Here is a 13,017-nt window from a genome sequence, read left to right as displayed (position 1 = left end):
CCGCCCGCCGAACGGTAGACACGCTCGCAGGCCTGTGTCGTCAGCGCGGCATGCGCCCCCGCCTGCAGCGATATCCCCGTCGTGAGGCTGTCGCCCCCGGTCAAACCGCCGGCGGTGTTTATCAGCACGGCTTCCGGGACAGCGTCCGTCATGCGCGGCAGCCGGATCTTGGAGGCGCCCTCCTGATAGAGCCTGTCAAGGCAGGTGACCGCGCCGCGCCGCCTGAACGTTATGCGCGAATGCCCGCGCGCCCTTTGCAGCCTCGGCAGGGCCGCGGCATCGGCAGGCGAAAGCGAGCCTCCGGAAGGCTCAAAGCATGAGGTGACGGCGTACATCCGGCTCATCCAGGCTTGCCGCGTTTCCGGCAAAGACGATTTCGCCACGATCCATTATTGCGACCTTATCGGCAAGTCCCCGAGCGAAATCCAGATATTGTTCGACCAGCAGGATCGTCATGCCCATGCTGTCGCGAAGCCACTCGATCGCACGGCCGATATTCTTGATGATCGACGGCTGAATGCCTTCGGTCGGCTCATCGAGGACCAGCAGCCTCGGGCGCATGACGAGGGCCCGGCCGATCGCCAGTTGCTGCTGCTGGCCGCCGGAAAGGTCGCCGCCACGGCGCGACAGCATGTCTGCCAGAACCGGAAAAAGCTCAAAGACATGATCGGGAATGGTGCGCTGCGATCTCGGCAGCGGCGCAAAGCCGGTTTCCAGATTCTCGCGAACCGTCAGCAGGGGAAATATTTCCCGCCCCTGCGGCACGAAGGCGATGCCCGACCGGGCGCGGTCGTAGGCCGCATTCCTGTCGATCACCTTGCCCTCAAAGGAGATGCTGCCGCTGCTGAGCCTGTGCTGACCGACCACTGCCCTCAGCAGACTTGTCTTTCCGACGCCGTTGCGCCCGAGCACGCAGGTGATGCGGCCTGTCTCCGCCGTCAGCGAAACGCCGCGCAGCGCCTGGGCGGCGCCGTAGTGAAGGCTTGCATCGGTGATTTCCAGCATCGTCACCTCCCCAGATAGACTTCGATCACCCGCGGATCTTCCGACACGCGGTCGAGACTGCCTTCCGACAGGACCGATCCTTCGTGAAGGCAGGTGACCTTGACGCCGAGCTCACGCACAAAATGCATGTCGTGTTCGACCACGATTACCGAATGGTGCCTGGCGATGTCCTTGAGCAGGCGGACCGTCTCTTCCGTTTCCGCGTCGGTCATTCCGGCGACCGGTTCGTCCACGAGAAGCAGCTTGGGGTCCTGCGCCAGCAGCATGCCGATTTCCAGCCACTGTTTCTGACCATGACTGAGATTGAATGCGAGTTCGTTCCGGCGTTCCTCGAGCCGGATCGTGGCGAGGATCGCATCGATCCTGCTGGCTTCTTCGGCAGAACGCCGGTTGAAAAGGGTGGAGAGGACGACACGCGGACCCTTCAGGGACAAAGCGATATTGTCCTCCACGGTGTGGCTCTCGAATACGGTCGGCTTCTGGAATTTCCGACCGATGCCGAGCACGGCGATGTCGGCTTCGTCATAGCGGGTCAGGTCATGAGTGCCATCGAAATAGACCTCGCCCATATCCGGCCGCGTCTTGCCGGTTATGATATCCATCATCGTGGTCTTGCCGGCGCCATTGGGGCCGATGATCGCTCGCATTTCGCCCTTGTTCAGCACTAGCGAAAGGTTGTTTATGGCGCGAAAGCCGTCGAACGAAACAGAGACGCCGTCGAGATAGAGTATCGTATCCGTCGTCTTGTTCATTTGTCACTCGGCCGGCTGCGGTCCGGGGTCGATGGAGTGCCGGGCCGTGCGGGCGGCGGCTTCAGCAAGGGACGGCTCGGAAACCGGCGCCAGTTCGTTCGGCAAACGGCGCGCCCTGCGTGCCGCACGCCACTCATCCCATGTGCCAACAATGCCTTTGGGCAGAAGCAGCGTCACGGCGATGAACAGCCCGCCCAGTGCGAACAGCCACAATTCCGGCATTGCGGCGGTGAACCAGCTCTTGCCCCAGTTGACGGCAACCGCGCCGATGACGGGGCCGAGAATGGTGCCCCGTCCGCCGACGGCGGTCCAGATCACGATCTCGATCGAATTCGCCGGCGAAAACTCGCTGGGATTGATGATGCCGACCTGCGGAACGTAGAGAGCTCCCGCAATGCCCGCCATGACGGCCGATATGGTGAAGGCGAAAAGTTTGATGTTTTCCGGTCGCCAGCCAAGGAACCGGGTGCGGCTTTCGGCGTCGCGCACGGCAATCATCAGCTTTCCGTATTTGGAGCTGACGAGCGCGGCCGTGATGATCACCGCCCCGGATAGCATCAGCGCGCTGATCGAGAAAAGAGCGGCGCGTGTCGCCCGGGCCTGCAGATTGAAGCCCAGTATGTCCTTGAAGTCGGTCAGGCCGTTATTGCCGCCAAAGCCCATATCGTTGCGGAAGAAGGCCAGCAGCAAGGCATAGGTCATGGCCTGGGTGATGATGGACAGATAGACGCCGGTGACGCGCGAACGGAAGGCGAGCCAGCCGAAAGCGAAGGCGAGAAGTCCCGGCGCGAGCATGACCATCAGCGCCGCGAACCAGAACTGGTCGAAACCGTACCAGTACCAGGGCAGCTCCTTCCAGTTGAGGAAGACCATGAAATCGGGCAGATCGGGATTGCCATAGACGCCCCGCGCTCCGATCTGGCGCATCAGATACATGCCCATCGCATAGCCGCCGAGCGCGAAGAAGGCTCCGTGGCCGAGGCTCAGAATGCCGCAATAGCCCCAGACAAGGTCGAGAGACAGAGCCAGCATCGCATAGCAAAGATATTTGCCGAGCAGGGCCACAAGATAGGTGGGCATGTGGAAGCTGCTGGTCGGAGGAACCGCCAGATTGAGCAGCGGCACCAGCACGGCGGCGGCCAGCAGGATCGCCAGAAGGAGTCCGATGCGCCGGTCGATGCCGTCGCGGAGGAAGCGGGCGGCGATCATGCTTCCACCGACCGGCCCTTGAGCGCGAACAGGCCGCGCGGGCGCTTCTGGATGAACAGGATGATAAGCACCAGGACGATGATCTTGCCGAGCACCGCACCGGCATAGGGCTCGAGGAACTTGTTGGCGACGCCGAGCGAGAATGCGCCAAGCAGCGTGCCCCAGAGATTGCCGACGCCGCCAAAGACCACGACCATGAAGGAATCGATGATGTAACCCTGTCCGAGGTTCGGAGAGACATTGCCGACCTGGCTGAGCGCCACGCCAGCGATTCCGGCGATGCCGGAGCCGAGACCGAAAGTGAAGGCGTCAACCCAAGGGGTGCGGATGCCCATGGATGAGGCCATGCGCCGGTTCTGGGTAACCGCGCGCATATGCAGCCCCCAGGCGGTGCGGTTGAAGATGAACAGCAGCAAGGCGAAGACCCCGAGCGAGAAGGCGACGATCCACAGCCTGTTCCAGGTGATCGCCAGATGTCCGATCTCGAAGCTGCCCGACATCCATGAAGGGTTGCCGACCTCGCGGTTGCTGGGGCCGAAGATAGTCCGAACCGCCTGCTGCAATACAAGCGAAACGCCCCAGGTGGCGAGTAAGGTCTCCAGCGGACGCCCGTAGAGAAAGCGAATGATGCCGCGTTCGATGGCAACGCCGATCGCGCCGGCGACAAGAAAAGCCAGGGGCAGTGCGAAGGCCAGCGACCAGTCGTGCAGGGCGGGCGCGAAGGCGCGGACGGCGCCCTGGACCACGAAGGTCGTGTAGGCGCCCACCATCACCATCTCGCCATGCGCCATATTGATGACGCCCATGACGCCGAAGGTGATGGCAAGGCCGATGGCCGCCAGCAGAAGTACCGATCCGAGCGAAATGCCGAACCAGACATTCTGCGCCACGTCCCAGGCGGCGAGCACGCTCCTGATCTTGGCTGTGGCGTTCGCGGCAGCTTGCTTGAGATCGCCTTCCGCATTGGCCTCGACGGTGGCAAGCAGGGACAGCACGCCACGATCCCCGAGCGAGCCCAGCAGTTCGACGGCATCGATCCTGTCCTTCTCGGGCCGGTCGGAAAGTACCACGGCCGCCGCGCGTGCCTGCTCCATGCGGGACTTCACCGCAGGATCGGTCTCCACTTCGATTGCCGCATCGAGAGCTTCGATCGATTCCGGGTCCGGATTGGCGAACATCGTGTTGACAGCGGCCATGCGCACATTGGCGCTTTTCGCACCCAGGGTCAGCGCGCTCAGCACGTCGCGAATGAGGCGGCGCAGCCCGTTGTTCACCCGGACCTTCTTCATCGCAGACGAGGACGCCTCGCCGACCGTCTCGCCCGAAAGCGGATCGATCAGCTTCATTTCCTTGCCGGCTTCCGAGACAATGAAAACGGTCCCATCAGCCTTGCGCACGTGAAGATTTCCTTCGGCGAGCGCCTCGAGGACTGGCCTCACCGCGGGATCGCCGGTCGCGCCCAGTTCGCGCACGAGGGCTTCCGTCTGGTCGAATTTCTTGGCATCCGCGAATTTTGCGACGATCGCGCCCAGCGATGCATCCTGTCCATGGGCCGCGCCTGGCAGAAGCAGCAACGGCAGCAGGAACATGCATAGGGCGCGCAAGATCTTCATCGGCTCATGTCGCGATTGGCGGATTTCAGGTGCGGCAAGGGGCAGGCGGAACTTTTACCCGCCCCCGGCCTTGTGGAGGCAGGTCAGTTGATGCCCTTGCCGCCGCATTTTCCGGTAGCGACATTGAAGTTTCCGCATGACAGCGGAGCGCGCCAGTCGGCGATCAGGTCCTTGGAATCGGGCAGATAGTCCGACCACTCGTCACCGACCACCAGGCCCGGCGTTTCCCAGACCGTTTCGAACTGGCCGTCGTCCTGGATCTCGCCGATCAGCACCGGCTTGGTGATGTGGTGATTCGGCATCATTGCGGAGTAGCCACCAGAAAGGTTCGGCACGGAGACGCCGATAATGGCGTCAATCACGGCGTCGGCATCCGTCGTGCCGGCCTTTTCCACCGCTTTGACCCACATGTTGAAGCCGATATAGTGGGCCTCCATCGGATCATTAGTGACCCTTTCCTCGTCGCCGGTAAAGGCATGCCAGGCCTCGATGAACTTGGCATTCGCCTCACTGTCGACGGACTGGAAGTAGTTCCATGCCGCGAGATGGCCGACCAGCGGGCCGGTGTCGATACCGGCCAGTTCCTCCTCGCCGACGGAGAAAGCCACGACCGGGATATCCTCTGCCTTGATGCCCTGATTGGCCAGTTCCTTGTAGAAGGGCACATTGGCGTCGCCGTTGATCGTTGAAACGACGGCCGTCTTCTTGCCGGCGGAACCGAAATTCTTGATATCGGTGACGATGGTCTGCCAGTCGGAATGACCGAATGGCGTGTAATTGACCATGATGTCTTCGGGCGCCACCCCCTTGGACTCCAGATAAGCCTGGAGAATCTTGTTGGTGGTCTGCGGATAGACATAGTCGGTGCCCGCAAGTACCCAGCGCTCGACGCCTTCCTCGTTCATCAAATAGTCGACCGCGGGGATCGCCTGCTGATTGGGCGCCGCGCCCGTATAGAACACGTTGCGCTGGCTTTCCTCGCCTTCATACTGGACCGGATAGAAAAGCAGCGAATTGAGTTCCTCAAAGACCGGCAGGACCGATTTGCGAGAGACGGACGTCCAGCAACCGAAGACGGCGTCGACACCGTTGACCGAGATCAGCTCGCGCGCCTTCTCGGCAAAGAGCGGCCAGTCGGATGCGGGATCGACAACCACCGCCTCGAGCTTTTTGCCCAGCAGCCCGCCCTTCTTGTTCTGCTCCTCGATGAGCATAAGCATGACGTCCTTCAGCGTGGTCTCCGAGATCGCCATGGTCCCGGACAGCGAATGCAGCACGCCGACCTTGATGGTTTCCTCCTGGGCGATGCCCGGTCCAGCCAGCAGCATCCCCGCAATTACGGATGCCCCCATCATAAGGCTGCGCGTTTTGGAAATCAGATGCATAGCACTTCCCCTGTTGCGATTGTTATGGCCCAACAAGCAGGAAGCAATGAGTGTGCCAGTTCCAGATTGGTGGGAAAAACCTCTTATTTTCAAATGCTTGCCAACCTGTTGCTGCCCAGGTTTTCGGCGCAGATCGGCGAAGAACTGTGCAGCACTAAAAGGGTTTGCCTATTTCTTCATCAATGCTGAAAGTATGCCCAAGAATTAGGCTATCACAAACCACTTTTGACGTTGCGTCGTGCCGTTGGCATGCTGTCCGGAACACAGTCGATATGGCCACGGAGTGATCGTGCGGTTCGTCCCGAGATTATCAGCCAGCGTCCTTATGCTCCTGGTGGCCGGTCTTCCTGCAGCGCGGGCAGATTTGTCCGAACGGCTCGCGCCTTCAGGGGGCGTATTGTCGCTTCTTCCGCTGCCGCAGACGACCGAGCATTCGATCACGATCGATGAACGCGAACTGCGGTTTCAGGCAAGGGCCGGCACCCTGTCACTGGTGTCCGGAAAGGGCGAGGTGACTGCGGAAGTCTTCTATGTTGCCTATACGCTCAATTCCGGGCAGACCGGGGTTGATCCGAAGCGCCCTGTCACATTCGCATTCAACGGAGGGCCAGGGGCGGCTGCTGCCTATCTGCATCTCGGTGCCCTCGGCCCGCGGATCATCGAGACGGCAGATAGCGGCGAATTTCTTTCCCCACCCCAGAAGCTCGCGGACAATCCCGACAGCTGGCTCGACATGACCGACCTGGTCTTCGTCGATCCTGTGGGAACGGGATATAGCCGCGAGGCCCCCGGTCAGGAGGCGAGCAGCTTCTGGGGCGTCAGCCAGGATGCCGCTTCGATGGGCGCCTTCATACGGCTTTATCTGGCACAGAGCGGCCGTACCGATTCGCCGGTCTTCCTTGTCGGGGAAAGCTATGGCGGGTTCCGCGCGGCGCTGCTCGCCCGGACGCTCCAGGAGGATGTCGGCATCAGTCCGTCCGGCATCGTGCTGATATCGCCGGCGCTCGAATTCACGCTCGTGCGGCCGGACGAATTCCAGTCACTGCATTGGGCGCTCGAACTTCCTTCCATGGCGGCCGTGCGCCTGCTCAATGAAGGCATAACCGGCGATGCGCTGCGGGAGCGGCTGGCCGAGATCGAACGCTATGCGCTTGGCGACTATCTTGTCGCGCTGACCAGTGGTCTGGAGGAAGGTGGCCGCTCGGCGAGCGGGCGCGTGGCGGAGATCACCGGCCTGCCTGCGGATCTCGTCCGAAGAAACTTCGCGCGTATTCCGACATCTCTCTTTGCCAGGGAATTTGCGCGCGAAAAGGGTATGATTCTCAGCGTCTATGACGGTATGATAGGCACAGCCGACGTTACTCCGAACGAGACACGAAGCGCTGGGCCGGACCCTGTGCTCGATCGAAGTGTGGCCGCGCTCACCTCCGCCTTTGTCGGCTATGCGCGCAACGAACTCAACTTCCGAACAGATATCAGCTATCGGCTCCTGAGCCGCGATGTCAGCCGCTCCTGGGACTATGGAACCAGTCCCTCGCGCCAGGGTTATGCCGGCGTCATGGATGACCTTCAGGAAGCACGGGCCCTGAATCCCGAGCTCGATGTCCTGATCGTCAACGGCTACACCGATCTCGTTACGCCCTACATGACTTCGCGGTATCTGGCGGGCCAGATACCGTCCCTTGCAGGCGCACGGCCTATCCGCATCGAGGTTCTGGAGGGAGGACACATGATGTATTTCAGGCCGGAAGGTCGGGAAGCGCTGAAACAGGCAGCCACCGGGCTCTACCGGGCATCCCGATAGGGAGACCACCAATGCCGTCTGTTCGGCGCTTTCGACCACCAAGCGGCGCTGCCGAAGCCGTCCTCACGGGTGGTCGCACCGCTGCGAGCATGGGCGCACAAAGGGCAGAACAATCAGCATTTATTGCATCATAACGCCCTTGACATAAACTTCAGGATACGCAGGCATGCTTCATGCTGAAAATTGCAATGATAGCAACGCACTCATTCTGGAATTTGCATGAGCCGACTCCCGGACCTTGAAGGATGGGCTGTGTTCGCGAGGGTTGCGGAGACGGGTTCTTTCGCGAGGGCGGCCGAACTTCTCGGAATGTCGCAGCCGACGGTATCAAAGGCGATTACCCGCCTCGAACAGCGTCTTGGAACGCCTCTCCTGCATCGGACGTCACGCCGGCTTTCGCTGACCCAGACGGGAGAAATGGCGCGCGACAAGGCCATGCACATCCTGGCGGAAGGCGAGGCCGCTGAGGCCGAAGCATCCGAGCAGGCGATTATTCCGCGCGGACTGGTGCGCGTTGCAGCTCCGATGTCGTTCGGCATGAGATATCTGGCGCCGCTGATCCCGGCGTTTCTCGACCAGTATCCCGAGGTAAACGTGGAGCTCTCGCTTGGAGACCATCTGGTCGATCTTGTCTCGGAGGGCTTCGACCTCGCCCTCCGAATCGCGGCATTGTCGGATTCGTCGCTTCGTGCTCGCAAGCTGTGCGTGGTCCGCCGTCCTCTTGTCGCTGCGCCCGCTTACCTCGACCGGCACGGCCGCCCGGCGCATCCCCGCGACCTGGAACAGCACACCTGCCTGATATACACCAATCTGCCGTCCCCCCAGCTCTGGCGGTTTCGGCACGCTGACCATGGCGAATACGCCGTTTCCGTGCAGGGACGGATCAGAACCAACAATGCCGATACGCTTGCTCCCGCCCTTCTGGCCGGACATGGCCTTGCTTTGCAACCGGAGTTCATGGTCTGGGAGGAGATTGCCGATGGCCGGCTTGAAGAGGTATTGCCCGAGTGGGCCATCGATGAGATTGCGCTGAACCTGGTGACGCCACCCGGCACGCTCCGTCCGATGCGGGTTGCCGTCCTCACGGATTATCTGGCCCAATCCCTTGCAACAGCGCCCTGGGCAAGAATACAGGCCCCCCGTCAGGCGACCAGCGCATGACGAAGCCCGCCCTTGGGCGGGAAAGGTGGGCAAAGGCTGGGCTTTGTTTCACGATATCGCTTGTGAGTGTACAATGAGAATGTTGCCCGTCAGGGGAGTCCGCTAGGAGAAGGGCGGGAGGATTGGCATGCGCGGCATCGCATTGACTGTCCTGGTGGCACTGCTTGCAGGCGTCTGCGCGCAGGCCGAGCAGACCAAGCCGGTGCCGATCCAGGTCTTTCCCTTTGAATTGGAGGACAAGAGCGCCGGCGCGGGAATAATTCCCCCGGATGAATATGACAGGCGTTACCTGTCCGAGTCGACACAAGTCGCAAAGGAGATGCTCTTCCAGTCCGGACGCTACGCGATAGTCGACGCTCCACCGAATGATCAGCAGGCGCTTGCACCAAACGGATTGCGCAACTGCGGAGGGTGTGAAGGCAACATAGCCAAGGGGCACGGTGCGTCTCTGGCGCTGCTGGGCGTTGTAACGCGCATCAACAGAACAGAGCACACCATGTTTATCCGCATCCTCGACGCTGAATCCGGAAGGCTTGTTTCGGAAGGCTTTACCGATCTTCGCATGGGCGCAAACCACGCATGGCCCCGCTCTGCGAAATGGCTGATGGCCAACAGAATCCTGCAATAGGAAGACCACCCGGAAGAGCCATTGGCCCCGACCGAGCTTCTCTTACGATCTGCTCGCCATGAACATATGGAATGGAAGACTTTCTATCGTTTCGATTTTCGGCAGATAGGCATCTGCCTATCCTCCCCCAAGCGCCGCTGCCTCGTCAGCCGAGGCTGCCGACAGGGGGCCGCGCCCCGCCACTGTAACATGGGAGAGCAGGTTCATGGGTTATGACTGGGATGGGGTTCGTACGCGCCGTCTCCGCTATCTTCGAATAGCAGGGGCGATTGCATCCATGGTCTGGCTGTGCGGTTTCGCTGCCTTTATCGGTCACAATGCCTATTCGTCATCCGTTCAGGAGGCCGCGATCGTCGGCACCGGCGCGGCGGAAGACGGAGATCTTTTCTAAAAGAAAAGAAAGGCTTCTATTCCGCATTGGGCCTTTTCTCTCGGATTCATTTTGCAATTATTACTCGGGGCGCCCTCACCTGCCCCAGTCTCGCTGGTCGAGCTTCAAGCCCCCGCTAGTTCGGCCAGCGAGACGCCAATATCGGTGCAGAGAAACAACGGCCCGTATTCCACGAATAGCTGCATTAGCCTGCAAATGAAGGGCATGCGCAACCTTAAACAGGTCAGGTGACGTTTTCGCGCGGGGAGCCCGAAGCAGTGCCCGGAAGCCTCCCGATCTTGCTCGTCTCAAGATCAAAGCATTCCGAGAAACTGCTTCAGCTCAGGCGTCGACGGCTTGGCAAAAACCATATCGGGTAGCCCGATCTCGTGGACTCGCCCCTCATGCATGAAAACGACACGGCTGCACACATCGCGCGCAAAGCGCATTTCGTGGGTGACCATCATCAGTGTCATGCCATCCGCGGCGAGTTCCCTGACCACGGCCAGCACCTCGTTGACAAGCTCGGGATCAAGCGCCGAGGTGATCTCGTCGCACAGCAGGCCCATCGGTTCCATGGCAAGGGCGCGGGCAATGGCCACGCGCTGTTGCTGGCCGCCGGAAAGCTCGTCCGGATGAGCATCGAATTTATGCGCGAGGCCGACACGGTCGAGCATCCTGCGCGCCATCGCTTCGGCTTCCGGTTCGGGCGTCTTCTTCACCACCATCTGCGCCAGCATCACATTGCGGCCGGCCGTCAGATGCGGAAACAGGTTGAACGCCTGGAAGATCATCCCGATTTTCAGCCGCAGCGCCTTCAGCGCCGCTTCTCCCGGCAGAAGCTGGGCGCCCGCAACCATGATCGAGCCCTCATCGATCGCTTCGAGCCCGTTGATGCAGCGCAAGAGCGTCGACTTTCCCGAACCCGACTTTCCGATAATGGCGACTACCTCTCCGGGCTCCACATCGAGCGTGATGCCCTTCAATACTTCGTTGTCGCCGAAGCGCTTCCTCACCTCAGTGATTCTTATGAGCGACATTTAGCTTCCTTTCGAGGATCTGGCTGGACTTCGATAGCGGCCAGCAGAGCGCGAAATAGATCAGTGCGACGAGCCCGTAGACGAGAAAGGGCTGGAAGGTCGCATTGGTGACCGCGGTGCCCGCCTTCGTCAGTTCGACGAAACCGATGATCGAGGTCAGCGCCGTCCCCTTGACCACCTGCACCGAGAAGCCGACGGTCGGCGGCACGGCGATGCGCATTGCCTGCGGCAGGATGACGTAGCGCATCTGCTGGAGGCGCCCCATGCCAAGGCTGGCTGAGGCCTCCCACTGCCCTTTTGCGATAGCCTCGACGCAGCCGCGCCAGATCTCTGCGAGGAAGGCTGCCGTCCACAGGATCAGTGCGAGGCCCGCGGCGAGCCACGCCGGTACAGTGAAACCGAGCAGGGCTATGCCGAAAAATGCGAGAAAAAGCTGCATAAGAAGCGGTGTGCCCTGGAACAGCTCGATATAACCTTTCGCAATGATAGCGACTGCCTTGTTGGGGCTGATGCGCATGAACATGACGATCAGACCGACGATGCCGCCGCCCGCGAAGGAGACCAGCGACAAAAGCACGGTCCAGCGGGCCGCCAGAAGCAGGTTGCGCAGGATGTCCCAGAAGGTGAACTCGATCATCGCGCGGACCTCCGCTTCGGGAATAGCGCCCGGCCGACCCAGGCGAGCACCTGCCGCAGCAGGATCGCAAGAAGGAGATAAATCAGGGTCGAGACGATGTAGGTTTCGAAGGCGCGGAAATTGCGCGACTGGATGAAGTTGGCGGCGTAGCTCAAATCTTCGGCCGCGATCTGCGATACCACGGCGGAGCCAAGCATGACGATGACGATCTGCGACGACAGCGCCGGCCAGATGCGTTGCAGCGCCGGGACGAGCACCACGTAGCGGAACGTCTGGAACCGGCTCATGGCAAGGCTCGCGCCCGCCTCGAACTGACCGCGCGGCGTCGCCTCGATGCCTGCGCGGATGATCTCGCAGCTATAGGCGCCCAGATTGACGATCATGGCGAGGGTGGCCGCTTGCAGCTCCGTCATCTGGAGGCCGAGCGACGGCAACCCGAAGAATATGAAAAAGAGCTGGACCATAAAGGGCGTGTTGCGGATCATCTCGACATAGGCGACGACGACCGGCCTCGCCCATGCCGGTCCGAGCGCGCGTGTCCATGCGCAGACCATGCCCAGCAGACATCCCGCCGCCGCGCCGGCGGCGATGAGATAGATCGTGACGCCGATGCCGCTGACGAGCACCGGCCAGTATTGCGGAATCCAGCCGAAATCGAGCCGGTAACCCATATGCCATGTCCCCCGGCATAAAGTGCATGTCCGGGACGGCGAAGCCTCCGTCCCGACAGGCAGGGACTACAGGTCCTCGGGCAGAGGCTGGCCCAGCCATTTTTCCGATATCGCGGCCAGCGTCCCATCGGTCTTGGCGGTGGCGATGATCTCGTTGACGGCATCAAGCAATGCCGGCTCGCCCTTGTTGAGGCCGATATAACAGGGCGAGTCCTGTACGAGGAACTTCAACTCGGGCCGCTTGGGGGGATTGCGCTCCAGGATCGCAGCGGCGACCACATTGCCGGTAGCAATCAATTCGACCTGGCCGGACAGGAAGGCGGAGATCGTGCCGTTATTGTCCTCATATCGGTGTATCGTCACGTCGCTGCCGACGAGATCCGTCAGCGTCAGGTCTTCGATCGCGCCGCGCGTCACCCCGACGCTATGGCCCGCAAGATCCTCCGGGCCGGAGATGTCGAACTCGTCCGGGCCGAACACGCCGTTGAAGAACGGCGCATAGGCCTCGCTGAAATCGATCACAGCCTCGCGTTCGGGATTCTTGCCAAGGCTGGAGATCACCAGATCGACCATCTTGGTCTGAAGATAGGGAATTCGGTTGGCGCTGGTCACAGGCACCAGCTCGACTGATCCACCCCCATTGAACGGGTCCACCTTGAAGTATGGTTTTGACCATGAAGGAGGACCACAATGGCAAACAAGCGACACAAGCCCGACGAGATCGTCACGAAGCTTCGGCAGG

General features: G+C 61.2%; 14 protein-coding genes. 4 read left to right on the top strand and 10 right to left on the bottom strand.

All coding sequences use genetic code 11. The annotated features are described in order from the left end of the window. The 6 genes from L598_RS18140 to urtA all read right to left on the bottom strand — a co-directional run. On the bottom strand, positions 1–335 hold a 335-nt coding region (locus tag L598_RS18140), incomplete at its 3' end, for an urease accessory protein UreD (protein ID WP_186445087.1). Further along, complete coding sequence (gene urtE / locus L598_RS18135; protein ID WP_144864894.1) at positions 310–1,005, bottom strand: urea ABC transporter ATP-binding subunit UrtE; 696 nt, start codon at positions 1,003–1,005, stop codon at positions 310–312. The genes urtE and L598_RS18140, both read right to left, overlap by 26 nt. A 2-nt stretch (positions 1,006–1,007) precedes the next feature. Then, complete coding sequence (gene urtD / locus L598_RS18130; RefSeq protein ID WP_144864892.1) at positions 1,008–1,757, bottom strand: urea ABC transporter ATP-binding protein UrtD; 750 nt, start codon at positions 1,755–1,757, stop codon at positions 1,008–1,010. A 3-nt stretch (positions 1,758–1,760) separates the two neighbouring features. Next, positions 1,761–2,966 carry an urea ABC transporter permease subunit UrtC gene (urtC, locus tag L598_RS18125; RefSeq protein ID WP_144864890.1) on the bottom strand — a complete coding sequence of 402 codons (1,206 nt, stop codon included), beginning with the start codon at positions 2,964–2,966 and terminating at the stop codon, positions 1,761–1,763. Continuing rightward, on the bottom strand, positions 2,963–4,579 hold the full coding sequence (gene urtB / locus L598_RS18120; RefSeq protein ID WP_144864888.1) for an urea ABC transporter permease subunit UrtB: 1,617 nt from the start codon (positions 4,577–4,579) through the stop codon (positions 2,963–2,965). Before urtB ends, urtC begins: the two co-directional genes overlap by 4 nt. A gap of 83 nt (positions 4,580–4,662) precedes the next feature. Then, on the bottom strand, positions 4,663–5,934 hold the full coding sequence (gene urtA, locus L598_RS18115) for an urea ABC transporter substrate-binding protein (RefSeq protein WP_186445088.1): 1,272 nt from the start codon (positions 5,932–5,934) through the stop codon (positions 4,663–4,665). A gap of 427 nt (positions 5,935–6,361) precedes the next feature. Between urtA and L598_RS18110 the strand changes: the two genes are divergently transcribed. The 4 genes from L598_RS18110 (at position 6,362) to L598_RS18095 (ending at position 9,948) form a co-directional block, all read left to right on the top strand. Continuing rightward, the gene (locus tag L598_RS18110; protein ID WP_246658821.1) at positions 6,362–7,768 is read left to right on the top strand and encodes an alpha/beta hydrolase; all 1,407 of its coding nucleotides are present in this window, start codon (positions 6,362–6,364) and stop codon (positions 7,766–7,768) included. Between the two features lie 219 nt (positions 7,769–7,987). Then, a complete protein-coding gene (locus tag L598_RS18105; protein WP_144864884.1) occupies positions 7,988–8,929 on the top strand; it encodes a LysR family transcriptional regulator in 942 nt (313 codons plus the stop codon). 127 nt (positions 8,930–9,056) lie between these two features. Then, complete coding sequence (locus L598_RS18100; protein ID WP_144864882.1) at positions 9,057–9,557, top strand: DUF2380 domain-containing protein; 501 nt, start codon at positions 9,057–9,059, stop codon at positions 9,555–9,557. A 205-nt stretch (positions 9,558–9,762) separates the two neighbouring features. Next, positions 9,763–9,948: a hypothetical protein gene (locus tag L598_RS18095; RefSeq protein WP_144864880.1), complete on the top strand. Its 186-nt coding sequence runs from the start codon at positions 9,763–9,765 to the stop codon at positions 9,946–9,948. A 293-nt stretch (positions 9,949–10,241) separates the two neighbouring features. On the opposite strand, the gene L598_RS18090 is transcribed toward L598_RS18095, so the two are convergent. The 4 genes from L598_RS18090 to L598_RS18075 form a co-directional block, all read right to left on the bottom strand. Next, positions 10,242–10,967: an amino acid ABC transporter ATP-binding protein gene (locus L598_RS18090; protein WP_144864878.1), complete on the bottom strand. Its 726-nt coding sequence runs from the start codon at positions 10,965–10,967 to the stop codon at positions 10,242–10,244. Continuing rightward, a complete protein-coding gene (locus L598_RS18085) occupies positions 10,945–11,604 on the bottom strand; it encodes an amino acid ABC transporter permease (RefSeq protein WP_144864875.1) in 660 nt (219 codons plus the stop codon). Before L598_RS18085 ends, L598_RS18090 begins: the two co-directional genes overlap by 23 nt. Next, a complete protein-coding gene (locus tag L598_RS18080; RefSeq protein WP_144864873.1) occupies positions 11,601–12,275 on the bottom strand; it encodes an amino acid ABC transporter permease in 675 nt (224 codons plus the stop codon). Before L598_RS18080 ends, L598_RS18085 begins: the two co-directional genes overlap by 4 nt. Positions 12,276–12,341: 66 nt before the next feature. Then, a partial coding sequence (locus L598_RS18075; RefSeq protein ID WP_144864871.1) for a transporter substrate-binding domain-containing protein occupies positions 12,342–13,017 on the bottom strand: 676 nt, incomplete at its 5' end.

This window comes from Mesorhizobium sp. J18, assembly GCF_007829525.1.
GTDB lineage: Bacteria > Pseudomonadota > Alphaproteobacteria > Rhizobiales > Rhizobiaceae > VLJP01.
Note: the sequence above shows the minus strand (reverse complement) of the source record. Positions and strands in the feature narration are given on the sequence as shown.